Source organism: Escherichia sp. MOD1-EC5495, from assembly GCF_002965965.1.
GTDB classification, from domain to species: Bacteria; Pseudomonadota; Gammaproteobacteria; order Enterobacterales; family Enterobacteriaceae; genus Escherichia; species Escherichia ruysiae.
The window spans coordinates 38,180-64,645 of record NZ_PTRI01000003.1; the positions used below are offsets into that span (position 1 = coordinate 38,180).

General features: G+C 51.7%; 25 protein-coding genes. 4 read left to right on the plus strand and 21 right to left on the minus strand.

Annotated features, from left to right (window positions below; translation table 11 throughout):
• Positions 1–27: 27 nt before the first annotated feature.
• Positions 28–3,474, plus strand: coding sequence for a transcription-repair coupling factor (gene mfd, locus BEG40_RS03370; RefSeq protein ID WP_105284884.1), 3,447 nt, complete (start codon positions 28–30; stop codon positions 3,472–3,474).
• Between the two features lie 143 nt (positions 3,475–3,617).
• Positions 3,618–4,580, plus strand: a complete 963-nt coding sequence (gene ldtC / locus BEG40_RS03375) for a L,D-transpeptidase LdtC (RefSeq protein ID WP_105284885.1) — start codon at positions 3,618–3,620, stop codon at positions 4,578–4,580.
• Between the two features lie 80 nt (positions 4,581–4,660).
• On the opposite strand, the gene bhsA is transcribed toward ldtC, so the two are convergent.
• Positions 4,661–4,918 carry a multiple stress resistance protein BhsA gene (gene bhsA / locus BEG40_RS03380; protein WP_105284886.1) on the minus strand — a complete coding sequence of 86 codons (258 nt, stop codon included), beginning with the start codon at positions 4,916–4,918 and terminating at the stop codon, positions 4,661–4,663.
• A gap of 240 nt (positions 4,919–5,158) precedes the next feature.
• On the opposite strand from bhsA, the gene comR reads away from it, so the two are divergent.
• Positions 5,159–5,791: a TetR family copper-responsive transcriptional repressor ComR gene (comR, locus tag BEG40_RS03385; RefSeq protein WP_105284887.1), complete on the plus strand. Its 633-nt coding sequence runs from the start codon at positions 5,159–5,161 to the stop codon at positions 5,789–5,791.
• A gap of 61 nt (positions 5,792–5,852) precedes the next feature.
• Here comR and BEG40_RS03390 read toward each other — a convergent pair whose 3' ends face one another.
• The 8 genes from BEG40_RS03390 to hinT form a co-directional block, all read right to left on the minus strand.
• Entirely contained in the window at positions 5,853–6,392 is a 540-nt protein-coding gene (locus BEG40_RS03390; RefSeq protein WP_010350841.1) for a glycine zipper 2TM domain-containing protein, read from the minus strand.
• Positions 6,393–6,618: 226 nt separating this feature from the next.
• Positions 6,619–7,923, minus strand: coding sequence for an NADH-quinone dehydrogenase (gene ndh, locus BEG40_RS03395; protein WP_105284888.1), 1,305 nt, complete (start codon positions 7,921–7,923; stop codon positions 6,619–6,621).
• Between the two features lie 401 nt (positions 7,924–8,324).
• A complete protein-coding gene (ycfP, locus tag BEG40_RS03400) occupies positions 8,325–8,867 on the minus strand; it encodes an alpha/beta hydrolase YcfP (RefSeq protein ID WP_000587922.1) in 543 nt (180 codons plus the stop codon).
• Between the two features lie 22 nt (positions 8,868–8,889).
• Positions 8,890–9,915: a beta-N-acetylhexosaminidase gene (nagZ, locus tag BEG40_RS03405; protein ID WP_000529325.1), complete on the minus strand. Its 1,026-nt coding sequence runs from the start codon at positions 9,913–9,915 to the stop codon at positions 8,890–8,892.
• Between the two features lie 10 nt (positions 9,916–9,925).
• Positions 9,926–10,750 carry a thiamine kinase gene (gene thiK, locus BEG40_RS03410; protein ID WP_105284889.1) on the minus strand — a complete coding sequence of 275 codons (825 nt, stop codon included), beginning with the start codon at positions 10,748–10,750 and terminating at the stop codon, positions 9,926–9,928.
• Positions 10,731–11,372: a penicillin-binding protein activator LpoB gene (lpoB, locus tag BEG40_RS03415; protein WP_000164442.1), complete on the minus strand. Its 642-nt coding sequence runs from the start codon at positions 11,370–11,372 to the stop codon at positions 10,731–10,733. The genes thiK and lpoB overlap by 20 nt, the downstream gene beginning before the upstream one ends.
• Before the next feature lie 13 nt (positions 11,373–11,385).
• On the minus strand, positions 11,386–11,763 hold the full coding sequence (locus BEG40_RS03420) for a YcfL family putative periplasmic lipoprotein (protein WP_001225286.1): 378 nt from the start codon (positions 11,761–11,763) through the stop codon (positions 11,386–11,388).
• A gap of 2 nt (positions 11,764–11,765) precedes the next feature.
• The gene (gene hinT / locus BEG40_RS03425) at positions 11,766–12,125 is read right to left on the minus strand and encodes a purine nucleoside phosphoramidase (RefSeq protein ID WP_000807125.1); all 360 of its coding nucleotides are present in this window, start codon (positions 12,123–12,125) and stop codon (positions 11,766–11,768) included.
• A 333-nt stretch (positions 12,126–12,458) separates the two neighbouring features.
• Here hinT and fhuE point away from each other — a divergent pair, with 333 nt between their 5' ends.
• A complete protein-coding gene (gene fhuE / locus BEG40_RS03430) occupies positions 12,459–14,648 on the plus strand; it encodes a ferric-rhodotorulic acid/ferric-coprogen receptor FhuE (protein ID WP_105284890.1) in 2,190 nt (729 codons plus the stop codon).
• Between the two features lie 59 nt (positions 14,649–14,707).
• Here fhuE and ptsG read toward each other — a convergent pair whose 3' ends face one another.
• The 12 genes from ptsG to plsX all read right to left on the minus strand — a co-directional run bounded on the left by ptsG (position 14,708) and on the right by plsX (position 26,387).
• A complete protein-coding gene (gene ptsG / locus BEG40_RS03435) occupies positions 14,708–16,141 on the minus strand; it encodes a PTS glucose transporter subunit IIBC (protein ID WP_000475698.1) in 1,434 nt (477 codons plus the stop codon).
• Positions 16,142–16,433: 292 nt separating this feature from the next.
• Entirely contained in the window at positions 16,434–17,231 is a 798-nt protein-coding gene (locus BEG40_RS03440; RefSeq protein ID WP_000480283.1) for a metal-dependent hydrolase, read from the minus strand.
• A 10-nt stretch (positions 17,232–17,241) separates the two neighbouring features.
• Entirely contained in the window at positions 17,242–18,246 is a 1,005-nt protein-coding gene (gene holB / locus BEG40_RS03445; protein ID WP_105284891.1) for a DNA polymerase III subunit delta', read from the minus strand.
• On the minus strand, positions 18,243–18,884 hold the full coding sequence (gene tmk, locus BEG40_RS03450) for a dTMP kinase (RefSeq protein WP_001257009.1): 642 nt from the start codon (positions 18,882–18,884) through the stop codon (positions 18,243–18,245). The genes holB and tmk overlap by 4 nt, the downstream gene beginning before the upstream one ends.
• A complete protein-coding gene (yceG, locus tag BEG40_RS03455) occupies positions 18,874–19,896 on the minus strand; it encodes a cell division protein YceG (RefSeq protein WP_105284892.1) in 1,023 nt (340 codons plus the stop codon). The genes tmk and yceG overlap by 11 nt, the downstream gene beginning before the upstream one ends.
• A gap of 2 nt (positions 19,897–19,898) precedes the next feature.
• The gene (gene pabC, locus BEG40_RS03460) at positions 19,899–20,708 is read right to left on the minus strand and encodes an aminodeoxychorismate lyase (protein WP_000478661.1); all 810 of its coding nucleotides are present in this window, start codon (positions 20,706–20,708) and stop codon (positions 19,899–19,901) included.
• Between the two features lie 118 nt (positions 20,709–20,826).
• A complete protein-coding gene (fabF, locus tag BEG40_RS03465; protein WP_000044679.1) occupies positions 20,827–22,068 on the minus strand; it encodes a beta-ketoacyl-ACP synthase II in 1,242 nt (413 codons plus the stop codon).
• 88 nt (positions 22,069–22,156) lie between these two features.
• Positions 22,157–22,393: an acyl carrier protein gene (gene acpP / locus BEG40_RS03470; RefSeq protein WP_000103754.1), complete on the minus strand. Its 237-nt coding sequence runs from the start codon at positions 22,391–22,393 to the stop codon at positions 22,157–22,159.
• A gap of 210 nt (positions 22,394–22,603) precedes the next feature.
• Positions 22,604–23,338 (minus strand): 3-oxoacyl-ACP reductase FabG, encoded by a 735-nt coding sequence (fabG, locus tag BEG40_RS03475; protein ID WP_001008544.1) that lies wholly within the window; start codon positions 23,336–23,338, stop codon positions 22,604–22,606.
• A gap of 12 nt (positions 23,339–23,350) precedes the next feature.
• Positions 23,351–24,280 (minus strand): ACP S-malonyltransferase, encoded by a 930-nt coding sequence (gene fabD / locus BEG40_RS03480; RefSeq protein ID WP_105284893.1) that lies wholly within the window; start codon positions 24,278–24,280, stop codon positions 23,351–23,353.
• A 15-nt stretch (positions 24,281–24,295) separates the two neighbouring features.
• Complete coding sequence (gene fabH, locus BEG40_RS03485; RefSeq protein ID WP_000288127.1) at positions 24,296–25,249, minus strand: beta-ketoacyl-ACP synthase III; 954 nt, start codon at positions 25,247–25,249, stop codon at positions 24,296–24,298.
• A gap of 67 nt (positions 25,250–25,316) precedes the next feature.
• Entirely contained in the window at positions 25,317–26,387 is a 1,071-nt protein-coding gene (gene plsX / locus BEG40_RS03490; RefSeq protein ID WP_000197577.1) for a phosphate acyltransferase PlsX, read from the minus strand.
• Positions 26,388–26,466: the final 79 nt, after the last annotated feature.

Sequence of the window (26,466 nt, forward strand, 5' to 3'; positions counted from 1 at the left end):
TATCCTAACGAGAATCTGACAACCGTTATGCCTGAACAATATCGTTATACGCTGCCCGTCAAAGCGGGTGAACAGCGTCTGCTGGGCGAGTTAACCGGCGCTGCCTGCGCGACGCTGGTAGCGGAAATTGCCGAACGTCACACCGGACCGGTGGTGCTCATTGCACCAGATATGCAAAATGCTCTACGTTTGCATGATGAAATCAGCCAGTTCACCGACCAGATGGTGATGAATCTGGCGGACTGGGAAACCCTCCCTTACGACAGTTTTTCGCCTCATCAGGATATTATCTCCTCGCGTCTTTCCACCCTTTACCAGTTACCAACGATGCAACGTGGCGTACTGATTGTTCCGGTGAATACGCTTATGCAGCGCGTTTGCCCGCACAGTTTTCTCCACGGTCATGCGCTGGTGATGAAAAAAGGTCAGCGCCTGTCACGAGATGCATTGCGTACCCAACTGGACAGCGCCGGTTATCGCCATGTTAATCAGGTGATGGAGCACGGTGAATACGCCACGCGCGGCGCATTGCTGGATCTCTTCCCGATGGGTAGTGAGCTACCTTATCGTCTTGATTTCTTTGATGATGAAATCGACAGCCTGCGAGTATTTGATGTCGATAGCCAACGCACGCTGGAGGAAGTTGAAGCTATCAACCTGCTACCCGCGCACGAATTTCCGACCGATAAAGCGGCAATTGAACTGTTCCGCAGTCAGTGGCGTGATTCTTTCGAAGTAAAACGCGATCCAGAACATATTTATCAACAAGTGAGCAAAGGCACATTGCCTGCCGGGATCGAGTACTGGCAACCGCTATTCTTCAGCGAACCGTTGCCGCCACTGTTCAGTTATTTCCCTGCCAATACATTGCTGGTGAATACTGGCGATCTGGAAAACAGTGCCGAACGTTTCCAGGCTGACACGCTGGCGCGTTTTGAGAATCGCGGCGTCGATCCGATGCGTCCACTGCTGCCGCCACAATCGCTCTGGCTGCGGGTCGATGAACTGTTCTCAGAGCTGAAAAACTGGCCGCGTGTACAGCTAAAAAATGAACATTTACCGACAAAAGCAGCGAATGCCAATTTAGGCTTTCAGAAACTGCCAGACCTTGCCGTTCAGGCGCAGCAAAAAGCCCCGCTGGATGCGCTGCGTAAATTTCTTGAATCTTTCGACGGCCCGGTGGTGTTCTCGGTAGAAAGTGAAGGTCGCCGTGAAGCACTCGGTGAACTGCTCGCCCGTATTAAAATAGCTCCACAACGTATTATGCGTCTCGATGAGGCCAGCGACCGTGGGCGTTATCTGATGATTGGCGCTGCCGAACATGGTTTTGTTGATACGGTACGTAATCTGGCGCTGATTTGCGAAAGCGATCTGCTCGGTGAACGCGTTGCCCGTCGTCGTCAGGATTCTCGCCGCACCATCAACCCTGACACGCTGATCCGCAACCTCGCGGAGCTGCACATTGGTCAGCCGGTGGTGCATCTGGAGCACGGCGTCGGGCGCTATGCCGGAATGACCACCCTGGAGGCTGGCGGCATTACCGGCGAGTACCTGATGCTCACTTACGCCAACGACGCCAAACTGTATGTCCCGGTGTCGTCGCTGCATCTGATTAGCCGTTACGCCGGTGGCGCGGAAGAAAATGCCCCGCTGCATAAACTTGGCGGCGATGCCTGGTCGCGGGCGCGGCAGAAAGCGGCGGAAAAAGTGCGTGATGTGGCAGCGGAATTGCTGGATATCTACGCGCAACGCGCCGCCAAAGAGGGCTTCGCGTTTAAACACGATCGCGAGCAATACCAATTGTTCTGCGACAGCTTCCCGTTCGAAACCACGCCGGATCAGGCGCAGGCGATTAATGCGGTGCTTAGCGACATGTGTCAGCCGCTGGCAATGGATCGTCTGGTGTGCGGCGATGTTGGCTTTGGTAAAACAGAAGTGGCGATGCGCGCCGCTTTCCTGGCAGTAGAGAACCACAAGCAGGTGGCGGTGCTGGTGCCCACTACCCTTCTCGCGCAACAGCATTACGACAACTTCCGCGACCGTTTCGCCAACTGGCCGGTACGCATCGAAATGATCTCCCGTTTCCGCAGCGCCAAAGAGCAGACGCAAATCCTTACGGAAGTGGCGGAAGGGAAAATCGATATTCTGATCGGTACGCACAAACTGCTGCAAAGTGACGTCAAGTTTAAAGATTTAGGCCTGCTGATTGTCGATGAAGAGCACCGCTTCGGGGTGCGTCATAAAGAGCGCATTAAAGCGATGCGCGCGAACGTTGATATTCTGACGCTTACCGCAACGCCGATCCCACGTACGCTGAATATGGCAATGAGCGGAATGCGCGATCTGTCGATTATCGCCACGCCGCCCGCCCGTCGTCTGGCAGTTAAAACGTTTGTCCGTGAGTACGATAGTCTGGTGGTCAGAGAGGCTGTCCTGCGTGAAATTCTGCGCGGGGGACAGGTTTACTATCTTTATAATGACGTGGAAAACATTCAGAAAGCCGCCGAACGACTGGCGGAACTGGTGCCAGAAGCGCGGATCGCCATCGGTCACGGGCAGATGCGCGAACGCGAACTGGAACGGGTGATGAATGATTTCCATCATCAGCGTTTTAACGTGCTGGTTTGTACCACCATTATCGAAACCGGGATCGACATCCCTACCGCCAACACCATTATTATTGAACGAGCAGATCACTTCGGTCTGGCGCAACTACACCAGTTGCGTGGCCGCGTCGGACGTTCGCATCACCAGGCATATGCATGGCTGCTGACGCCGCATCCGAAAGCGATGACTACCGATGCACAAAAACGTCTCGAAGCGATTGCGTCTCTGGAAGACCTTGGCGCGGGCTTTGCGCTGGCAACGCACGATCTGGAGATTCGCGGCGCCGGTGAACTGCTCGGCGAAGAACAAAGTGGTTCGATGGAAACTATCGGTTTCTCGCTGTATATGGAGTTGCTGGAAAACGCCGTCGATGCACTGAAAGCCGGACGAGAGCCGTCGCTGGAAGATCTCACCAGCCAGCAAACGGAAGTCGAACTGCGGATGCCGTCGCTGTTGCCGGATGACTTCATTCCTGATGTAAATACCCGTCTGTCGTTCTATAAACGTATTGCCAGCGCCAAAACGGAAAGCGAACTGGAAGAGATCAAAGTCGAGCTTATCGATCGCTTCGGCCTGCTGCCGGATCCGGCGCGTACCCTGCTGGATATTGCCCGTCTGCGCCAGCAAGCGCAGAAACTGGGGATCAGGAAGCTGGAAGGTAATGAGAAAGGCGGCGTGATCGAATTTGCCGAGAAGAATCACGTTAATCCGGCCTGGTTGATTGGTTTGCTGCAAAAACAGCCGCAGCATTACCGCCTTGATGGTCCGACGCGCCTTAAGTTTATTCAGGATTTGAGCGAGCGGAAAACGCGTATCGAATGGGTACGCCAGTTTATGCGTGAACTGGAAGAGAACGCGATCGCTTAATGGTAAATCGGGGGCGTTTCTGCGCCCCCGTCTGCAACATTTACAAATTCTTTGCACTTCCCTGCACTATCCGACACTGTCACCATCCATAATTCATGCTTATCTGTTTATTACAATAACCTTATATTTATTATGGATTTTTGGTGATGATCAAAACGCGTTTTTCTCGCTGGCTAACGTTTTTTACGTTCGCCGCTGCCGTGGCTCTGGCGCTACCGGCAAAAGCCAACACCTGGCCGCTACCGCCAGCGGGTAGTCGTCTGGTTGGCGAAAACAAATTTCATGTGGTGGAAAACGATGGTGGTTCGCTGGAAGCTATCGCGAAAAAATATAACGTCGGTTTCCTCGCTCTGTTACAGGCTAATCCCGGTATTGATCCGTATGTACCGCGCGCAGGCAGTGTGTTAACCATTCCATTGCAAACTTTACTGCCAGACGCGCCGCGTGAAGGCATTGTGATCAACATTGCGGAGTTGCGTCTCTATTACTACCCACCGGGCAAAAATTCAGTGACCGTGTACCCCATCGGCATTGGTCAGTTGGGGGGTGACACACTGACGCCGACAATGGTGACTACCGTTTCGGACAAGCGTGCAAACCCAACCTGGACGCCGACGGCAAACATCCGCGCCCGTTATAAAGCCCAGGGGATTGAGCTTCCACCAGTCGTTCCGGCAGGACCGGATAACCCGATGGGCCATCATGCGATTCGTCTGGCGGCCTATGGCGGTGTCTATTTGCTTCACGGTACGAACGCCGATTTCGGTATTGGTATGCGGGTAAGCTCTGGCTGCATCCGTTTGCGCGATGACGATATCAAAACACTTTTCAGCCAGGTCAGCCCCGGCACCAAAGTGAATATTATCAATACGCCGATTAAAGTCTCCGCCGAACCAAACGGCGCACGTCTGGTGGAAGTGCATCAGCCGCTGTCAGAGAAGATAGATGACGATCCGCAATTGTTGCCGATTACGCTCAACAGTGCGATGCAGGCATTTAAAAATGCTGCGCAAACTGACGCCGAAGTGATGCAGCACGTAATGGACGTGCGTTCCGGAATGCCGGTTGATGTGCGTCGTCATCAAGTGAATCAACAAACGCTGTAAATCGCGGACAAAAAAATCCCCGCAGCACAGGGTGTTGCGGGGAAAAAGCAGCAATAACAGGCATTAATGAGGGTTAATGCTTATTTATAAATTACTGCCGTTCCGTGGAGGGTATTCGGACCGGTTACTGAAGTAATACGGAAAGATTTTGCGCCCATCTCATCCGCTTTTTGTGCCAGTTGTTCTTCCAGCGATCCCAGATTTGTCCCCGCGTTAGCACTGATAGTACCCACTTTTTGTTGACCTTCTGGTGTTGCCTGAACTTCAACAGCCGCAAAGCTGGCAAATGACATGGAGCTTAAAATCGCCACAGCGATGAGGGTTTTTACGTTTTTCATAATAGTGACCTTATGCAGATGAATGGCGTCGCAAGCAATTACTTAACGATCGATAACTAAATGATAGATGTGATCTGGATCACATACAAGATGTTTTTTATAACATTCATTAATTAAATGAAAATTCTTTAAATTTCAGTTAAATAGAGAACAATTATTTTTCTGACTTCTGGACTGGTGAACGGAAGTGATTATTTTTATAATAACCATTCATTCACAGCTAAAAGGTACAACGGCATCATGGCAACTGACTCAACACATTGTGTAAAAAAAAGCCGTGGTCGCCCAAAAGTGTTCGACAGGGAAGCCGCGCTTGATAAGGCCATGAAGTTGTTCTGGCAGCACGGTTATGAAGCGACTTCTCTTGCCGATCTCGTCGAAGCGACCGGAGCCAAAGCGCCAACGCTATACGCGGAGTTCACCAATAAAGAGGGATTATTCCGCGCCGTACTGGATCGCTATATCGACCGTTTTGCCGCAAAGCACGAAGCACAACTGTTTTGTGAAGAGAAAAGCGTGGTGTCTGCGCTGACTGACTATTTCGCTGCCATCGCCAACTGCTTTACCAGCAAAGATACCCCTGCTGGCTGCTTTATGATCAACAACTGCACCACGCTCTCCCCGGATTCAGGAGATATCGCCAATACGTTGAAATCACGCCATGCGATGCAAGAGCGCACTTTGCAGCAGTTTTTATGTCAACGACAGGCGCGCGGGGAAATCCCGACCCACTGTGACGTGACGCATCTGGCGGAATTCCTTAACTGTATTATTCAGGGGATGTCGATCAGCGCCCGCGAAGGCGCATCGCTGGAAAAACTGATGCAGATTGCCCAAACCACTTTGCGTTTATGGCCCGAACTGGTGAAATAAAACGCAAAAAAAGCCCCTCAGCCTGAGCGAATGAGGGGCTAAATTGCAGAGTACAGCCTTGTTATACTTTGTTATTCAGAATCAGTTGCCCGTTGTTATCTAATTGGATTTGTGTACCCGGATCGCGGTCCATGCGGATTTTGCCCTGCTGATCGCCAATCTTATAGGTCACATCATAACCGAGCATTTTTTCTGACTTGTCATACACCGTTTTACAACGCTGTTGGGTGGTGGTGTAAGTATCACGTTCCTGGAGAGAGCCCTGGATCTGGTTACCAGCATATCCACCACCAAGCGCCCCAACGACTGTAGCAACATCCTTACCGCGACCACCGCCAAACTGATGCCCTATCACCCCACCAGCCACAGCGCCCAGAACTGAACCCGCGATGCGATTTTCATCCTGCACCGGCCGGCGATGGGTCACTGTGACATTGCGGCACTCCTGGCGCGGTGTTTTAACTGTTTCCTTGATTGGGATTGCAGAAACAACCTGAGCGTATTGCGGGCCACGTTCAAACACGTTCAGGCTGGCCACTGCCGCTACGCCCAGCGCAGCCGCGACACCAATCCCGATACCCGCCAACATTGATTTATTCACGGGAACACCTCCTTCTTTGCAGTTATGTCAATCATGCAATCGAAGGGGTGAAACAACCATCAGACAGAAGATGAAAAGCGCAGGAATAGCAGGAAATACTTAAGGATTCGGAGGAGTCTGAGGGAATGCCTGATGCGACGCTTAACGCGTCTTATCAGGCCTGCCGCTCGTACCATTTATCCTGGGCGGATAAGGCGTTTACGCCGCATCCGCCAGTACAAGTTGATTAATGCAGTTTCAAACGCGGACGGATAACGCGGTTGATACTACCTACCAACATCATTAGTCCAGTTTTGAAGTAGCCATGCAGCGCAATCTGATGCATCCGATACAGCGAGATATACACAAAGCGCGCAATACGCCCTTCAATCATCATTGAGCCGCGCGTCAGGTTACCCATCAGGCTACCGACGGTGGAGAAGTTCGACAGCGATACCAGCGAACCGTGATCTTTATACTGATAATTTTTCAGCGGTTTGCCATTCATCTGCGCCAGAATATTGTTCATTGCGCAGGTAGCCATCTGGTGTGCGGCCTGAGCGCGCGGCGGGACAAAACCCCCTTCCGGACGCGGGCATGACGCACAGTCGCCAATAGCGTAAATGTCTGGATCGCGCGTGGTTTGCAGCGTCGGTTCCACCACCAGCTGGTTGATACGGTTGGTCTCCAGCCCACCAATATCCTTCAGGAAATCTGGCGCTTTGATCCCGGCTGCCCACACCATCAGATCAGCCTCAATATATTCGCCATCTTTAGTGTGCAGACCACCTTCATCAGCACTGGTGACCATAGTTTGCGTCAGCACGCGAACGCCCAGTTTCGTCAACTCATTGTGAGCGGCAGCAGAGATACGTGGCGGCAGCGCAGGCAAAATACGCTCGCCCGCTTCTACCAGCGTTACGTTCAACGCTTCGTTGGTCAGGCCTTTGTAACCGTAGCTGTGCAGTTGCTTGACGGCGTTGTGCAATTCAGCGGAGAGTTCTACGCCAGTCGCGCCGCCGCCAACAATCGCAATATTCACTTTGCCATTCGCGCCAAGGTTGGCGGAGTATTTCAGAAACAGATTCAGCATCTCCTGATGGAAACGACGCGCCTGATGTGGGTTATCGAGGAAAATACAGTTCTCTTTTACACCCGGCGTATTGAAATCGTTAGAGGTGCTGCCCAGCGCCATCACCAGCGTGTCATAAGCGATTTTGCGTTCCGGCACCAGCAGTTCGCCTTTTTCGTCGCGCAGTTCAGCAATGGTGATTGTTTTCGCTTCTCTATCGATATCAACTACAGAACCCAACTGGAACTGAAAACCATGATTACGCGCATGAGCCAGGTAACTCAGTGCATCGACGCCTTCATCGAGCGAGCCAGTCGCTACTTCGTGCAGCAGCGGTTTCCACAGGTGGCTGTGATTGCGATCTACCAGCGTAATTTTGGCTTTTTTCTTACGTCCCAGCTTATGTCCAAGCTGTGTCGCCATTTCCAGCCCACCAGCACCGCCGCCGACAATCACAATCTTTTTCAATGGCGTAGTCAACGTGACCCCCTTAAATTTATTAACCAATTGTTAATTAATGGTTATATGCATAGCCCTTAATTAACAGCAGGTTACAGTGATGAAAATGCTCTTCGCTATTGAGAATAACATGAATGGTGCATTGGTCATACCAAAATTGATATGAATCAAGTTTTGTTGCTGAAAAGATAGGCGGATTTACCGGGTGAGATCAAAAAACAGAGATTGTTGTTTATTATTTAAGCGGAATCGGGAGAGTGAGGCGTATATGGAGGGCATTTGGTAGGCCAGATACAATGCGCAGCATCGCATCAGGCATTGGTGCACGGCTGTCGGATGCGGCGTGGACGCTTCATCCAACCTACAGAATCCGGGGCGCATCAGATACCAGCAAGGTTACCTGATGCGACCGACGATAGCTTTTAACCGAGGGTTTTGAACGCCTTAATGCGCTGCAAATGCGGGGAGATATTTTTGAATTTGTGCGTCTGCTCTTCGTCCCAGACAATCTCGTAATAATGATGCAACTCTTCAGATGTCCGCTGACTGTTAAGCGCCTCATCGTTACGCGACAAAATCACCAGACAACGATCGCGATTCTTCTCACGGAAATTGGTCACACATTTAGTCGCGATATCGGTGTACTCTTCCGGGCGATCAATCTTCCCTTCCATGTTCTCGTAAGGGAACAAATTGGGGTTGAAGATCACCTGGCGGATATCGCAGAGAAAACCAATCCGTTCTGCCCAGTAACCGCCCAGCCCGACACCGCAAATTAGCGGGCGCTCGTCAACATTCAGTTGCAGCATTTTGTCTACTTCTTTGAGCAGATGCTGCATATCGTGTTTCGGATGCAGAGTGCTGTAGCTTATCAAGCGTACATCCGGGTCAATAAACTGCAATTGTAAAACTTTCTCGTGGTTACCCGGACTGTTAGAGTCAAAACCGTGTAAATAGATAATCATCGCTTCCTCACATAAGCCAGGGTTAGTGACCTGCTTTCTCTTCCTGCCAGCGTTCATGTAACTGATTCAGACGGGCGCTGATCTCTTTCCAGCGAGTCGAGTCCATCAGCTCCTGTCGCGAAAATGAACCTTTATGATACAAACGTGTAACACGCTCTGCCTTGATCGGTGACAGATTATCTAACACGCTGACGGCTCCCTTACGATTATTGCAGACCAGGATCATATCGCAACCCGCATCCAGTGATGCCTGCCCACGTTCGGCATAACTGCCCATAATCGCGGCACCTTCCATCGATAAATCGTCTGAGAAAATCACGCCGTCAAACCCCAGTTCCTGGCGTAAAACTGTTTTCAGCCAGTAGGGAGAACCGCTCGCCGGACGCGGATCAACATCGCTGTAGATCACATGTGCAGGCATAATGGCATCGAGTTTATTTTCACGGATTAAGGTGCTGAATACCGACATATCTTTGGCGCGAATTTCCGCTTGCGGACGTGGGTCGCACGGCGTCTCTTTGTGTGAGTCAGCCGTTACTGCACCGTGGCCTGGAAAGTGTTTACCGGTGGTTTTCATTCCGGCTTCATGCATACCATCAATAAACCGGCTGGCAATTGCGAGGGCTTTTTCGGGATCGGCATGGTAAGAACGCTCGCCAATCGCCGCGCTAATGTGCCCTACATCCAGCACGGGTGCAAAGCTGATATCAATATCCATGGCGATCATTTCACTGGCCATCAACCAGCCTGCCTCTTGTGCCAGTTTGCCGCCTTCTTCCATTCCCAACAGCGCAGCGAATGATTGCGCCGCAGGCAAGCGGGTAAAACCTTCACGAAAACGCTGCACGCGCCCACCTTCCTGATCCACCGCCACCACCAGATGATTGCGCGAAGCTGTGCGAATTTGGCGCACCAGTTCGCGTAACTGGGCAGGATCATGATAGTTACGCGTAAAGAGAATCAGCCCACCCACCAGCGGATGCGCCAGTATTTCACGCTCTTCCGCGTCCAGTTCGTAACCTTCAACATCCAACATTACTGGACCCACACTGCTCTCCTTATTGTTTTATTGATAGCTGCCGCCAGGTGTCATCGGCAAGCCTGATAAATTGTTGATCGCCGCTTTGTTGCCAGCGGTACTCAAACCACCCTGCTTTGAGCATCAGCAACCAGGGAAACCAGCGCCTGACCTGACGCCATAATTGCGCCGGATTAATCTTCGCCCGCGCGGCATAGTCATTGACCAATTGCCGGTGCTGCTCAGTATTTTCCACCCACACCGCCGCCAGTTCCAGCGCGATATCGCCATCACCAGCATACTCCCAGTCAATGAGTTTTAACCCAGAAGCACTATGCACTAAGTTTCCGGCATGAACATCCATATGCAATGGGCTTAAGCGTAATGGCTGTGGTTCCCGTATTTTGCGCAGACGTTTTAATAGTCGCAGCCAACCCGCTGTCCGTCGCGCAGGATCGCTTCGCTGCCAGTACCTTTCCAGTAACGGCAGCAGGGTTATTCGCCAGCCAAAGCGCGGTTGTTGATGCAGATAATACAGCAAGCCTGCCAGTTCGTCGGTATCCGGCAATTGCGTTTTTACCTCGCCGGGCAAATAGTCAACCACCATCCAGCCACGGAGATAGAGATGTGGCTTCGGTGCAAGGTATGCCGGTAATCGTGATAACGCCCGATACTGGCGCAGGAACACGGACTGCAGTGCATCAGGATCGTGAGTCTGACGCACAACGAAACGCAGATCCTGATGTTCAATGAGAAAACTCCCGCCGCTAAGTCCATGATTAAACGTCGCGACGGGATGGTACTGCGGGAAATAGCGCGACAATAATTCGTCGCGCGTGATGGGATTATTGTTGCTGAACGGCACCTTTACCTGACCAGATAATTTCACCCGTCTGCACCAACATGAGTTGCATTTGCAGGGTCGGTGCGTTGACGTTACCAGAGGCACTGGAGTACAGCACATAATGAGCGCCGACGTTACGGGCAATGCCAATCGCTTTACTGCGAGTGCCTAAACTGTCCTGCGGCGACAAACCTAACTGCTGCTTGGCCATTGAAAGCTGTTGGGCAGAAACGAGTGTAAATTTACCGTTATTGGCCAGCGCATTACGTAGCGTTTCGGTCGCTTCTCCGGCATTCAGCGAGCCGTTAGTACGGTTGTTAACGCTATCAACCAGCAGAACGCTGCCTGCGGTCACACCATCAGCCCCAAGCATTTTACTGACCATCGGCTGCATTGCACCGTTCCAGTCATAATGACGAATATGCGGCGCAGGCGGTGCGGTTTGATCTTCGTGCTCAATTGGCCCTGGCTGCTGCGGGATCGTCGGCACCGATGGCACGGTTGGTACAGGCTGTTGCGGCTCGGCAGGTTGCTCCGGCGCAGGTTTCACCTCTTCTACCGGTGCAGGTTCTCGTTGCCCCACACACCCGGCGAGAAACATCGCCAGCGCGGTGATTAAGGCGTAGCGACTCATTTTTGTCATCAAGATTCACCCCTTACAAATATAGATAAAGTCTGACTTTGTGCGCCCCCAGATAATTGGCGCTGCCGTACAGAGTTACCGCCGAACGTGCGGGAATGGTAACGCTGCGGGGCGTTTCCAGAGGATGCATCTCCAGCCCTCTGGCGTCATACCAGTAAAAACGATAATGAACGGTAACGGGTTCTTGCCTTTCGTTATAAAGCGTCGAGGATGCAGAAGGCTGAATATCAGACATTGAAAGAACGGGCTTTTCTGCACTGATGCCCGCAGCCAGAAGAGATGACTCAATCACCAGAGATTGTTCTTCATTCACCGGAATCTCCGGATGTGAACGACACCCCACCAGCAATAACAGCGCCAGAGACACCAGCCCAAAGCATCCTTTTCTCATCGTTACAGACCTTTATGCGCCAACATTGGGCCCAGAGGACGGCCACCTAGCAAGTGCATATGGATGTGGTACACCTCTTGCCCGCCATGGCGGTTGGTGTTCATGATCAGACGATAGCCATCTTCGGCAATGCCTTCTTGCTCAGCAATTTTTGCCGCTACAGTGATCATGCGTCCCAGCGCCTGCTCATGCTCGGCAGAGACGTCGTTTACGGTAGGAATCAGGATATTAGGAATGATTAAAATATGCGTTGGCGCTTGCGGCGAAATATCGCGAAACGCCGTTACCAGATCATCCTGGTAGACGATATCGGAGGGGATCTCTCGACGAATAATTTTGCTGAAAATAGTTTCTTCTGCCACGACATTTTCCTTTTTCAAATAGTCATGCGTTGCGCCATGCTACGCCGCGCCACACTGCGAGTATAGAGTATGGTCGAGTTAAACCCGCTCTTTCAACCTTAACCCACGATTTATTAAGCAAAAACCGTTTTACTGCCGCATACGTCGCCATTATTCCCCTTTATGCCTGCGAATGAACCGAAAACACACTTTCTCTTTGGTTTACACGTTAAATATGAATGCGTATATTTCTCATTTGCATTACCATGAAAAAATTATTAGCGCGCTAAATATTACTGCTCATCGCCCTCCTCTGGAATGAGCCTGACTACAACATAAATCAAGAGATTTCAGATGCTTTCGACACAATTTAACAGGGATAATCAGCATCAAGCCGCAGCCACGCCGTCGCTGCTCGCAGCCTGCATTGCTCTGGCTTTATTTCCTTCCGCTACACTGGCCGTGCCAACCGCCGAAGAAACAGTGATTGTTGAAGGGGCTGCCAATGCTCCAGTTGATGACGAAAATGATTACAGCGTAACGTCTACCTCTGTAGGTACTAAAATGCAGATGACCCAACGTGATATTCCACAGTCGGTCACTATTGTCAGCCAGCAGCGAATGGAAGATCAGCAACTGCAAACGCTGGGCGAAGTGATGGAAAACACTCTGGGGATAAGCAAAAGCCAGGCCGACTCCGACCGCACCCTCTATTATTCGCGTGGATTCCAGATCGATAACTATATGGTCGATGGCCTCCCCACCTATTTTGAATCGCGCTGGAATCTGGGCGACGCACTCACGGATATGGCGCTGTTCGAGCGTGTAGAAGTGGTGCGTGGCGCGACCGGGCTAATGACCGGCACCGGCAATCCTTCTGCGGCGATTAATATGGTCCGCAAACACGCCACCAGCCGTGAATTTAAAGGCGATGTCTCGGCGGAATACGGTAGCTGGAACAAAGAACGTTATGTGGCGGATTTACAAAGTCCGCTCACGGAAGATGGTAAAGTCCGCGCACGAATTGTTGGCGGCTATCAGAACAACGATTTATGGCTGGATCGCTACAATAGCGAAAAAACTTTCTTCTCCGGCATTGTGGATGCTGATTTGGGCGAGCTGACCACATTTTCTGCCGGTTATGAATATCAACGTATTGATGTTAACAGCCCGACCTGGGGCGGCCTGCCACGCTGGAATACCGATGGCAGCAGCAACAGTTACGATCGCGCCCGCAGTACCGCGCCTGACTGGGCGTATAACGACAAAGAGATCAACAAAGTCTTTCTGTCACTGAAGCAGCGATTTGCCGATACCTGGCAGGCGACGCTGAATGCTACCCATTCCGAAGTCGAATTTGACAGCAAAATGATGTATGTCGATGCCTACGTAAATAAAGCAGATGGAACGCTGGTGGGACCATATGGCAGCTATGGCCCCGGATTTGATTATGTTGGCGGCACTGGCTGGAACAGTGGCAAACGTAAAGTTGACGCGCTGGATCTGTTTGCCGACGGCAGTTATGAATTATTTGGTCGCCAGCACAATCTGATGCTCGGCGGTAGCTACAGTAAACAAAACAACCGCTATTTCAGCTCCTGGGCTAACGTTTTCCCCAATGAAATTGGCAGTTTCTACAACTTCAACGGTAACTTCCCGCAGACTAACTGGGCGCCGCAAAGCCTGGCGCAGGACGATACCACACATATGAAATCGTTATATGCCGCCACTCGTGTCACCCTTGCCGATCCGCTGCATCTTATCCTCGGCGCACGTTATACCAACTGGCGGGTTGATACGCTGACTTACAGCATGGAGAAAAACCACACTACGCCTTATGCGGGTCTGGTGTTTGACATCAATGACAACTGGTCGACCTATGCCAGCTATACCTCTATTTTCCAGCCGCAAAATGATCGCGACAGTTCGGGCAAATATCTGGCGCCAATCACCGGTAACAACTACGAACTGGGTCTAAAATCAGACTGGATGAATAGCCGTCTGACCACCACGTTAGCCATCTTCCGTATTGAGCAGGATAATGTCGCCCAGTCCACCGGAATGCCTATCCCGGGCAGTAACGGCGAAACCGCCTATAAAGCGGTGGATGGGACAGTAAGTAAAGGCGTGGAATTTGAACTTAACGGCGCAATTACCGACAACTGGCAGCTGACGTTTGGCGCAACGCGCTATGTGGCGGAAGATAACGAGGGGAATGCCGTTAATCCGAATCTGCCACGTACCACGGTTAAAATGTTTGCCAGCTATCGGTTGCCTGTCATGCCAGAGTTGACGGTCGGCGGCGGCGTTAACTGGCAAAATCGGGTGTATACCGACACCGTGACACCGTATGGCACCTTCCGCGCCGAGCAAGGTAGCTACGCGCTGGTGGATCTGTTCACCCGCTACCAGGTGACGAAAAACTTCTCGTTGCAGGGGAACGTCAATAACCTGTTCGACAAAACCTACGATACCAATGTGGAAGGTTCTATCGTCTACGGCGCACCACGTAATTTCAGTATTACTGGCACGTATCAATTCTGATTAACACCTGTAAAAAAGGCAGCCATTCGGCTGCCTTAGTCTCCCCAACATTCTACTGATTAGTTGTTGCGGATGTACTCATCCATCTCGGTTTTCAGGTTATCGGATTTAGTACCGAAAATCGCCTGAACACCAGAACCAGCAACCACTACGCCCGCTGCGCCCAGTTTCTTCAGGCCAGCCTGATCCACTTTGGACACATCAGCAACGCTGACGCGCAGACGAGTAATACATGCGTCGAGGTTAGTGATGTTTTCTTTACCACCAAATGCGGCAACCAGAGCCGGAGCCATTTCGCTAGTACCGGTTGCTTTCGCATCTTCAGTTGCGTCTTCGCGGCCCGGCGTTTTCAGATCCAGAGCTTTAATCAGCACACGGAAGATGGTGTAGTAAACAATCGCATAACCAATACCGACAATCGGGAACAGCCACAGTTTGCTGCTGTTACCAGACAGTACGATGAAGTCGATCAGGCCGTGCGAGAACGACGTACCGTCGCGCATTCCCAGCAGAATACAGATTGGGAATGCCAGACCAGCCAGAATAGCGTGGATGATGTACAGGATCGGCGCAACGAACATGAAGGAGAACTCGATCGGCTCGGTGATACCGGTCAGGAACGAGGTCAACGCAGCGGAGATCATGATACCGCCAACTTTAGCGCGGTTTTCTGGTTTAGCAGAGTGCCAGATAGCAATCGCAGCAGCCGGCAGACCGTACATTTTAAACAGGAAGCCGCCAGACAGTTTACCCGCAGTCGGGTCACCCGCCATATAACGCGGAATATCGCCGTGGAAGACCTGACCTGCTGCGTTGGTGTATTCACCAATCTGCATCTGGAAAGGTACGTTCCAGATGTGGTGCAGACCAAACGGCACCAGACAACGTTCGATGAAGCCGTAAATACCAAACGCAACTACCGGGTTCTGGTAAGCAGCCCACTGGGAGAAAGTCTGGATTGCGGAACCAATCGGCGGCCAAATGAAGGACAGCACAACGCCAGTAAAGATGGCAGCCAGACCAGAAATGATCGGTACAAAGCGTTTACCGGCAAAGAAGCCAAGATACTCAGGCAGCTTAATACGGTAGAAACGGTTAAACATGTACGCTGCAATCGCACCGGAGATGATCCCCCCAAGTACGCCAGTATCCGCCAGATGTTTAGCGGCAATTTCTTCAGCAGGTAAATGCAGTACCAGCGGCGCGACCACAGCCATGGTTTTTACCATGATGCCATAGGCAACTACTGCGGCAAGAGCGGATACGCCATCGTTATTGGTAAAGCCAAGGGCGACACCGATCGCAAAAATAAGTGGCATGTTTGCAAAGACGGAACCGCCTGCTTCTGCCATAACATGCGATACAACGGCTGGCAGCCAGCTGAAATTCGCGGAACCGACGCCCAGCAGAATACCTGCGATAGGCAGTACGGATACCGGCAGCATCAGCGATTTACCGACCTTTTGCAGGTTAGCAAATGCATTCTTAAACATAATTGAGAGTGCTCCTGAGTATGGGTGCTTTTTACGTTCTCACGCGTGGCAAGGGGGGAGAACCTTGCCGTGTACAGGGCATCTAAGCGCCCTTTATTTATTACACAGAGTAAAATAATTCAGTGTCGATTTGTTTGACGGCTATCACGTTTCAACTTCAGGTCTTTAGCGAAGTTGCACATTTTGACAAAACATATGTCAAGATGTTTCAAACATGGTTAGCCACCGCCCAATTTGCGGCGGTGAACTTTACTCGTTTTAACCATTAATTACGAGCTTAAAAAAAATTCATTCAACTGATGGACTGCAGGCGGGAAGCGTCGATGTGAAACAGACGGGCGAAGTTATCGGTGGTTACCTGCGCCAGTTCTTCAACGGCAACACCTTTCAACACAGCCATGTATTCTGCAACGTCACGAACCATTGCAGGTTGATTCTCTTTTCCTCGATGTGGCACTGGCGCCAGGTAAGGCGAGTCAGTTTCCACCAGTAGCCGATCCAGCGGGACATAACGCGCGGCATCGCGCAGTTGTTCCGCATTACGGAAGGTCACAATGCCGGAAAAGGAGATGTAAAATCCGAGATCCAGTAACTTGCCCGCCGTTTCTTTGTCCTCTGTAAAACAGTGTAGTACGCCACCACAATCCGTCACTTTTTCTTCACGCAGAATAGCCAGCGTATCGGCGCGGGCGTCACGCGTATGGACGATAACCGGCTTGTTCAGTTCGCGACCAATCTGGATATGATGAATGAAGGATTCTTGCTGACGGACTTTTGTTTCCGGCGTGTAATAATAATCCAGCCCGGTTTCACCCAGCGCAACAACGCCCTCTTCTGCTGCCAGACGGCGTAAATCTTCCACATCGTAGGGATCATTCTGGTTTAGCGGATGCACACCGCAAGAAAAAACGACGTTGTCACGTTCGCCAACCAGATCCCGCATATGCAGGTAACCGGGCAATGTCGTGGCGACCGCCAGACAAAATTTCACATCGCGCGCGGCGGCTTTCGCCAGAACGTCATCCACGTCCTTGTGTAAAGATTCATAATTCAAACCATCGAGATGGCAGTGTGAGTCGACTAAAAACATAATGTCTCTCTTAAAGATGAGGAACCGGTAACACAACGTCCGGTTGCAGGTAATGCTCAATACGCAGTAAAAGATCGGTAATGACAAGCTCGCGGTTTACGCCTGTGACAGAAATTAACTGCTCACGACTTTGGCAAACATCCCCCAGTATAGCCTGCAGGCGAGAGGGAGAAAGCTGGTTTGCCAGCGCGGCGACAACGCCAGGAACATCAATATTGGTGACTTGTGAAGCGCCATAATGGCGTTTGAGCGCATCCATCAACAAAGTTGCCAACCAGTGCAGACGCGCCGGAGCTTGTTCGTGGTTAAGTGCCGACAACATCGAATACCAGTCGCCAGATTGCACGCTGTTTGCCAACGCCTGACAAAGTGTCTCACGTGCCTGCCAGATATCCCCTTGAAACAGCCCCAATGCAGCGCCAGGCGAACCGGCGCTCAGGCGCAATGCGGTTAGCATAGCCTCTTGTGACATTGTCACTTCACGCGCAAGCCAGCTCACTGCGTACTGTTCCGGCGGCGGTGCAAGATAATGCAAGCGACAACGGCTGCGCAGTGTTGCCAGTAAGCGTTCAAGTTCTCGTGTAGCGAGGAAAAACCAGGTTTCCGCTGGCGGCTCTTCCAGTGTTTTCAGCAAGGCATTGGCAGCGGCATCGGTCAGCAAGGCGGCATCGGTGACCCAGACAACTTTCGCACCGCCTAATCGTGCGTGTTCATTAAGCTTTTCGGTGACTTCACGCACGGCATCAATGCCCAGAGCATTCTTCCCTTTTTCGGGAGCAAGAGTGTAATAATCGGGGTGCGTCCCCGCCTGCATCAACTGGCATCCGCGACAATGACCACAGCTTTTGTGGCCCTGCGGTTGTTGGCAAAGTAAATAACGGCTCAGAGCGTAGATTAAGGCCTCATCGCCCATGCCAGGTAATGCCTGAATCAGTAGCGCATGGTGACCCCTTCCGGCCTGATAGCTGGCTACCAGTTTTTCGAAATCAGGTCGTAACCATGGATACCATCTCATTCGCCCTGCTCCTTAACCCAGTGAGTCACGGTGGTGCGAATCGCGTCCATGACATCTTCCAGCGATTGTGTTGCATCAATAGTGTGAATGCTTTTATCTTGTGCAGCCAGTTCCAGGTAGCGAGCGCGGGTGCGATTAAAGAAATCAAAAGACTCTTGCTCAATGCGATCCAGCTCGCCGCGCGCACGCGCGCGCTTAAGGCCGACTTCTGGAGTAACATCGAGATAGAGCGTTAAATCAGGGCGAAAATCCCCAAGAACGGCATCACGCAACGTTGCCAGCATATGCTGGTCAATACCACGACCACCGCCCTGATACGCCTGAGTGGAGAGATCGTGGCGATCACCAATCACCCATGTGCCGTTTGCCAGTGCCGGTTTGATGACGGTTTCTACCAGTTGTACACGCGCGGCATAAAACATCAGCACTTCGGCTTTATCGGTAATGACTTCATCGCCTACCGATTTGATATCCAGCACCAGGCTTCTTAACTTTTCGGCAAGTTGCGTACCGCCGGGTTCCCGAGTGAAAACCATGTCGCGGATACCCAGTTGCTCAAGCGTCTCAACCACCACGTTGCGTGCGGTGGTTTTGCCTGCGCCTTCCAGCCCTTCAATGACGATATACTTACTGCGCATTTTTTTCCTTAAGCACTTTCAGATAATCCTGCACAGACTTGTTATGACTGGCAAGATTGGTATTAAACGTGTGACCACCTTTACCATCGGCCACAAAATAGAGATACGGCGTTTTCTCCGGATGCGCAGCAGCCTTCAGCGAATCTGCCCCCGGCGTAGCAATCGCGCCTGGCGGCAGACCAGTTATGGTGTAGGTGTTATACGCTGTCGGCGTTTCCAGATCTGCACGAGAAAGTTTGCCATTATAACGCTCTCCCATCCCGTAAATCACCGTCGGGTCGGTCTGCAGGCGCATACCAATGCGTAAGCGGTTGATAAATACCGAGGCAACCTGATCGCGTTCACTGGCAACGGCGGTTTCTTTTTCGATAATTGATGCCATCGTCACCAGCTGGTTTTTATCTTTATAAGGTAGACCGTCCGCACGCCCTTCCCAGGCGCTATCGACCGCTTTCACCATTTTCTTGTGCGCTCGCTTGAGTAACGCGACATCGGAGGTATTGGCGGTATACATCCAGGTGTCTGGCCAGAACCAACCTTCAATCCACTCCGGGTTTTCCAGTTCAAGTGCCTGCGCTACGGTGGCGTACTTATCGTCGCTCAGCGTATGCTTGATATACGGGGCCTCACGCAATTGCTTGAGGTAATCGCTCAGACGCATCCCCTCCACCAGGCGTAGTGGAAACTGTGCTTCTTTACCGCTTTCCAGTAATTTCAGCATCTCACGCACAGTCATCTGCGGTGTAAAGCGGTAAGTCCCGGCTTTGAAATGAGAAAGATCCGGCTCGATACGCAGCAGCCATTGAAATACCCGTGGGCGATTGATGATCTTATCGGCATAAAGCTGTTCACCGAGCGCCAGACGTCCGGTCCCCGGTTTCAGAGTAAATATCGTCTCTTCTTTAATAAGTAATTTGCTGTCGGCGAGGTGGCGAACCTTCCAGACGCCCACACCAGCGGCGATACCCAGTACCACCAGCAATAACAAAACAATCAATAACACTTTTTTCATGACTAATTCGGGTGCTCACAAAGTGGGGCTAAATATTCATATAGCGTTGTTGACGAAAAGGAGGCCTCGCCACAGGCACGCACGGGAATCACTGGCATCAACGCATTACAAACTACCATCTCATCTGCCTGCATCACCTCCTCCAGCGAGGCTTGTACTTCGACAAGCTGATAAGAGGATTGTGCCAGTAAACGGATACAGAATTGTCGCATAATGCCGTTAACACCTGCCTGATCCAGTCGCGGCGTATAAACTACGTTGCTCTTGCGCCATAACAAATTAGCCGCACAGCATTCCGTAACCCACCCTTCGCTGTCAAGAACCAGCGCCTCATCGGCGTTTGTCTGCTCAAGATGAGAGCGAATTAGCACTTGCTCAAGCCGATTAAGATGTTTAATACCTGCGAGATAAGGATTGCGTCCAAGGCGTACTGGACTTAGCGCCAGAGTAATGCCCTCTTTGCGTAAGCGGTCATAATGTGCAGGGTAAGCCGCAACGGAGAGAATGCGCGTTGCCGGACCGCTGTTCAATGTGCTGTATCCTCGCCCACCACTGCCGCGACTGATCACCACTTTCAGCACACCGTTCTGCTGTGCTGCTGCCAGCGTTTTCATCTCTTGCTCAAGCTGCGGCCAGAAATCACAGGCGATCATTAACCGCTGAGTGGCTTCCTGTAGTCGCTGTATATGCGCGGATAACAAACTGACTTCACCGTCGATAATTCTGGCTGTGGTGAAACAACCATCGCCAAATTGCGTTGCCCGATCGCTTGCTGCCAGCGAATCCTGTTTATGACCGTTAATTAAGAACATACCGGCTCCTTATCAGAGGATTGTTAGTGTGGCAGCATGTTCACTGCGGAACAAGTCTGAATAAAACCTAAGAAAAAAGGCCCGCAAGCGGACCTTTATACAGGTGGGAAATAGCAACTTAGATCTTTTTAAAGATCAAAGAACCATTAGTGCCACCGAAGCCGAAGGAGTTACACAGGGTATACTCCATTCCGCTGACCTGACGTGCTTCATGCGGTACGAAATCCAGATCGCAACCTTCATCCGGGTTATCCAGGTTGATGGTCGGCGGAACAGCCTGATCGCGCAGCGCCAGGATGGAGTAGATAGACTCTACCGCACCCGCCGCACCTAACAGGTGACCGGTCATGGATTTCGTGGAGCTTACCAGCACACGGCTTGCAGCTTCACCAAAGATGGTTTTCACTGCCTGCGCTTCGGCTTTATCGCCAGCAGGCGTTGAAGTACCGTGCGCGTTAACGTAGCCAATCTGGCTCGCTTCAATACCTGCATCACGCAGAGCATTTGCCATTGCCAGAGCTGCGCCTGCGCCATTTTCCGGCGGCGACGTCATATGATAGGCATCGCTGCTCATACCAAAGCCGACGAGTTCAGCGTAAATTTTCGCACCGCGTTTTTTCGCGTGTTCGTACTCTTCGAGCACCAGCATACCGGCACCATCGCCCAGTACGAAACCATCACGCTCTTTATCCCACGGGCGGCTAGCCGCTTGCGGGTTATCATTGCGGGTAGATAATGCACGTGCCGCGCCGAAACCGCCAACGCCCAGCGGCGTACTGGCTTTCTCTGCGCCACCTGCAACCATCACGTCAGCATCGCCATACGCGATAATACGCGCAGCATGACCAATGTTGTGCACGCCGGAAGTACAGGCGGTCGCGATAGAGATGCTTGGGCCACGCAGGCCATACATGATAGTCAGGTGACCTGCCACCATGTTCACAATCGTTGACGGAACGAAGAATGGGCTGATCTTACGTGGACCACCGTTCATCAAAGATGTGTGGTTTTCTTCGATCAGTCCGAGGCCGCCAATCCCGGAGCCAATTGCGGCACCAATGCGGGTTGCGTTCTCTTCCGTTATTTCAAGGCCAGAATCCTGCATGGCCTGAACGCCAGCGACAATTCCATATTGAATGAAGGCATCCATCTTGCGCTGTTCTTTGCGCGAGATAATGTCCTCACAGTTAAAATCCTTTACTAAGCCAGCAAATTTCGTTGCATAGGCGCTAGTATCGAAATGGTCGATTAGGCTGATGCCACTCTGACCGGCAAGCAGAGCTTTCCAGGTAGACTCTACGGTATTGCCGACAGGAGACAACATGCCCAGTCCGGTCACAACTACACGACGCTTAGACACGTTTGTCCTCCAGGGAGGGAAAAAAATGATTCTAGTGGGACAAAAAGATAAAACTCAGGCGGTCGAACGACCGCCTGGAGATGTTCACTTACGCCTGGTGGCCGTTGATGTAATCAATGGCAGCCTGAACGGTGGTGATTTTCTCAGCTTCTTCGTCCGGAATCTCAGTATCAAACTCTTCTTCCAGAGCCATTACCAGCTCAACGGTGTCAAGAGAATCCGCGCCCAGGTCTTCAACGAAAGAAGCATTGTTGGTAACTTCTTCCTGCTTAACGCCCAGCTGTTCGCCGATAATTTTCTTAACGCGTTCTTCGATAGTGCTCATACTCTTAAATTTCCTATCAAAACTCGCTTTCGCGATGGTTTTCGTAGTGTATAAAATGTTGAAAAATTTGCAACTAAATCCCGGCAGGTCTTACCACGATTTTACGTTATTTTGAGGCCATACCCCCCAACAACGCAAATCATTTTGCACTAATTATTACTCATAACCACGCAGACTGCGCGCAACATGAGCATTTTGTGCAAATCGCGGTCAGACCATGTACATCCCGCCGTTCACATGCAAAGTTTCACCCGTGATGTAAGCTGCTTCGTCGGATGCCAGGAATGCAACCGCGTTGGCGATTTCCTGTGCGCCGCCTAGGCGACCCGCAGGAACCTGCGCCAGGATACCCGCACGCTGGTCATCGCTCAGCGCACGTGTCATGTCCGTTTCAATAAAGCCCGGAGCAACAACGTTTACAGTAATACCACGTGACGCAACTTCGCGCGCCAGGGATTTACTGAAGCCGATCAAGCCCGCTTTCGCCGCAGCGTAGTTGGCCTGACCGCCATTTCCCATGGTACCAACCACAGAACCGATAGTGATAATACGACCATGACGCTTTTTCATCATAGCGCGCATTACCGCTTTTGACAGACGGAAAACAGATGAAAGGTTGGTTTCGATAATATCGTTCCACTCATCATCTTTCATTCGCATTAACAGGTTATCACGAGTGATACCGGCATTATTGACCAGGATATCGACTTCACCAAATTCTGCGCGAATTTTTTCCAGAACAGATTCGATAGATGCAGGGTCGGTCACATTCAACATCAGACCTTTACCGTTATCACCTAAATAATCGCTGATCGCCTGAGCACCGCTTTCACTGGTCGCAGTACCGATAACTTTCGCGCCACGAGCTGCGAGCGTTTCCGCAATTGCGCGACCAATCCCACGGCTTGCACCGGTTACCAGTGCGATTTTTCCTTCAAAATTCATGTTTTTCCTCTTTTAAAGCTCGAGCGCCGCTGCCATCGCTGAAGGTTCGTTCAGCGCCGAGGCGGTCAGGGTGTCGACAATGCGTTTTGTCAGGCCAGTAAGCACTTTGCCTGGTCCTACTTCATAAAGATGTTCAACGCCTTGCGCTGCCATGTATTCAACAGATTTCGTCCATTGAACCGGATTATACAGCTGACGTACCAGCGCATCACGGATAGCATCGCCATTAGTTTCGCATTTCACATCAACGTTATTCACAACCGGGACGGTTGGGGTATTGAAGGTGATTTTCGCCAATTCAACAGCCAGTTTATCGGCAGCCGGTTTCATCAGCGCACAGTGAGACGGTACGCTCACTGGCAACGGCAACGCACGTTTTGCGCCCGCAGCTTTACAGGCAGCACCTGCACGCTCAACCGCTTCTTTATGACCGGCAATAACGACCTGCCCCGGAGAGTTAAAGTTTACCGGAGAAACCACCTGACCTTCTGCAGCTTCTTCGCAAGCTTTAGCAATAGACGCATCATCAAGACCGATGATTGCCGCCATTGCGCCTGTCCCTTCCGGTACAGCTTCCTGCATGAACTTGCCGCGCATCTCAACCAGACGCACTGCATCAGCAAAATCAATCACACCAGCGCAAACCAGCGCGGAGTATTCACCCAGGCTGTGACCGGCCATCATCGCCGGTGTTTTACCGCCCTGCTGCTGCCACACACGGTACAACGCAACAGATGCAGTCAACAGCGCAGGCTGGGTTTGCCAGGTTTTATTCAGTTCTTCGGCAGGCCCCTGCTGGGTCAGCGCCCACAGGTCGTAGCCCAGCGCCGCAGAGGCTTCAGCAAACGTTTCTTCGACAATAGGATAGCTCGCCGCCATATCAGCCAGCATCCCAACGGTTTGAGAGCCCTGTCCAGGGAACACAAATGCAAATTGCGTCATCTTTAAATCCTTATCCTAGAAACGAACCAGCGCGGAGCCCCAGGTGAACCCACCGCCAAAGGCTTCAAGCAGAACCAGCTGTCCAGGCTTAATACGCCCGTCGCGTACAGCTTCATCAAGTGCACAAGGCACAGAAGCGGCAGAGGTATTACCGTGTCGATCCAGCGTCACGACGACATTGTCCATCGACATGCCGAGTTTTTTCGCCGTCGCGCTGATAATACGCAAGTTCGCCTGATGCGGAACCAGCCAGTCCAGTTGGGAACGATCAAGGTTATTTGCCGCCAGCGTCTCATCAACGATGTGCGCCAACTCGGTTACCGCAACCTTGAAGACTTCGTTGCCCGCCATGGTCAGATGAATTGAATTTTCTGGATTCACACGGTCGGCGTTAGGCAATGTCAGCAATTCACCATAGCTGCCATCGGCATGAAGATGCGTGGAGATAATTCCAGGCTCTTCAGAGGCAGCAAGCACCGCAGCGCCCGCGCCGTCGCCAAAAATGATAATGGTCCCGCGATCTGTTGGATCGCAGGTGCGCGCCAGTACATCGGAACCGACGACCAGAGCATACTTCACCGCACCAGATTTCACATATTGATCGGCTACGCTCAGCGCGTAGGTGAAACCTGCACAGGCTGCAGCAACGTCAAACGCCGGGCAACCTTTGATGCCCAACATGCTTTGAATCTGACATGCTGCGCTCGGGAAGGCGTGCGTGGCAGAAGTTGTTGCCACAACGATCAGGCCAATCTGGTCTTTATCAATGCCCGCCATTTCAATTGCACGCGTCGCCGCTTCGAAGCCCATGGTAGAAACGGTTTCGTTTGGCGCGGCAATGTGGCGTTCGCGGATGCCAGTACGAGTGACAATCCACTCGTCAGAGGTATCCACCATTTTTTCCAGATCGGCGTTTGTCCGCACTTGTTCGGGCAGATAGCTGCCAGTACCAATAATCTTCGTATACATGTACGCTCAGTCACTTTTCGGTTATATACCGTCACTTGCAAACTGCGAGTTCGCTGGCAGCGTCCTGCTACCGCAGAGATCCGCTTTTGCCACCGTCCAACAGCTCAAAACCAGCTGGGTATACAGATTCCAGGCGAGCGGCAATTCGCTGAGGAACTTGTCGCTGCACCGCCTGCACTGCCTGTTCAATCGCGACCGCAAAAGCTCGCTGATTGGCTGCACCATGACTTTTTATCACCGTGCCGCGCAATCCTAACAGACAGGCGCCGTTATACTGGTCGGGGTTGAGGTGACTGAATCGCCTCGTCAGGCTCTTTTGTAGCCAACGCTTTAATAACAGTAGCCACCACGACCGTTTTTTCCCTTCTCCCTGAGATTTCAGCAGAGAAAGGAACATCCTGACAACACCTTCCATCGTCTTTAATGTGACATTTCCTGTAAAGCCGTCACAGACCAACACATCTGTCTTGCCAGTTAATAACTCATTGGCTTCAAGATAGCCGATATAATTGATAGAAGGGATTGTTTTAAGCACCGCTGAGGCATCCCGAATACTGTCGAGACCCTTTACTTCTTCTTCACCAATATTGAGCAACGCCACGCGAGGGTTAGGGATTTCCACCACCTCTTCAGCCAAAACTGAGCCCATAATGGCAAATTGCACCAACATTGTGCTGTCACAATCGACGTTGGCTCCTAAATCGAGAACCACCGTTTTGCCCTTTTGTTGATGCGGTAACACCGTCACCAACGCCGGGCGCTCAATCCCCTCCAGGGGCTTGAGTAATAATTTAGCCAGCCCCATCAGCGCCCCGGTATTGCCAGCACTGACACAGGCTTGCGCTCGACCTTCTTTCACCAGCTCCAGCGCCACGCGCATTGAGCTACCGCGACTGGCGCGGATAGCCTGCGAAGGCCGGGCATCACTGGCGATAACTGACTGCGCAGGAATAATCTGCAAACGCGAACGTTGTTCAAAATCAGCTTTAGCAAGTAATGGCGTGATGGCGTCGGGGTTACCGACTAAAAGAAGAGTGAGTTGCGAATTAGAGTTCAGTGCCTGCAAAGCTGCAGGCACTGTCACAGAAGGGCCAAAATCGCCCCCCATGACATCTAACGCCAGGGTTAGACGTGTCAAGGTATCGTCGCCGCCCGGTTTGGTCTTTCCCCAGTTGCCTGGGGAAAATCCTCACTAAGCTTCATCACGCAGATGCGTG

Bases quoted from the DNA above. Each gene is read 5' to 3' on its own strand.
- mfd (WP_105284884.1), top strand. From the start codon at position 28: ATGCCTGAACAATATCGTTATACGCTGCCCGTCAAAGCGGGTGAACAG.
- bhsA (WP_105284886.1), bottom strand. From the start codon at position 4,918: ATGAAAAACGTAAAAACCCTCATCGCTGTGGCGATTTTAAGCTCCATG.
- comR (WP_105284887.1), top strand. From the start codon at position 5,159: ATGGCAACTGACTCAACACATTGTGTAAAAAAAAGCCGTGGTCGCCCA.
- ycfP (WP_000587922.1), bottom strand. From the start codon at position 8,867: ATGATTATCTATTTACACGGTTTTGACTCTAACAGTCCGGGTAACCAC.
- lpoB (WP_000164442.1), bottom strand. From the start codon at position 11,372: ATGACAAAAATGAGTCGCTACGCCTTAATCACCGCGCTGGCGATGTTT.
- BEG40_RS03420 (WP_001225286.1), bottom strand. From the start codon at position 11,763: ATGAGAAAAGGATGCTTTGGGCTGGTGTCTCTGGCGCTGTTATTGCTG.
- fhuE (WP_105284890.1), top strand. From the start codon at position 12,459: ATGCTTTCGACACAATTTAACAGGGATAATCAGCATCAAGCCGCAGCC.
- ptsG (WP_000475698.1), bottom strand. From the start codon at position 16,141: ATGTTTAAGAATGCATTTGCTAACCTGCAAAAGGTCGGTAAATCGCTG.
- BEG40_RS03440 (WP_000480283.1), bottom strand. From the start codon at position 17,231: ATGTTTTTAGTCGACTCACACTGCCATCTCGATGGTTTGAATTATGAA.
- holB (WP_105284891.1), bottom strand. From the start codon at position 18,246: ATGAGATGGTATCCATGGTTACGACCTGATTTCGAAAAACTGGTAGCC.
- tmk (WP_001257009.1), bottom strand. From the start codon at position 18,884: ATGCGCAGTAAGTATATCGTCATTGAAGGGCTGGAAGGCGCAGGCAAA.
- yceG (WP_105284892.1), bottom strand. From the start codon at position 19,896: ATGAAAAAAGTGTTATTGATTGTTTTGTTATTGCTGGTGGTACTGGGT.
- pabC (WP_000478661.1), bottom strand. From the start codon at position 20,708: ATGTTCTTAATTAACGGTCATAAACAGGATTCGCTGGCAGCAAGCGAT.
- acpP (WP_000103754.1), bottom strand. From the start codon at position 22,393: ATGAGCACTATCGAAGAACGCGTTAAGAAAATTATCGGCGAACAGCTG.
- fabG (WP_001008544.1), bottom strand. From the start codon at position 23,338: ATGAATTTTGAAGGAAAAATCGCACTGGTAACCGGTGCAAGCCGTGGG.
- fabD (WP_105284893.1), bottom strand. From the start codon at position 24,280: ATGACGCAATTTGCATTTGTGTTCCCTGGACAGGGCTCTCAAACCGTT.
- fabH (WP_000288127.1), bottom strand. From the start codon at position 25,249: ATGTATACGAAGATTATTGGTACTGGCAGCTATCTGCCCGAACAAGTG.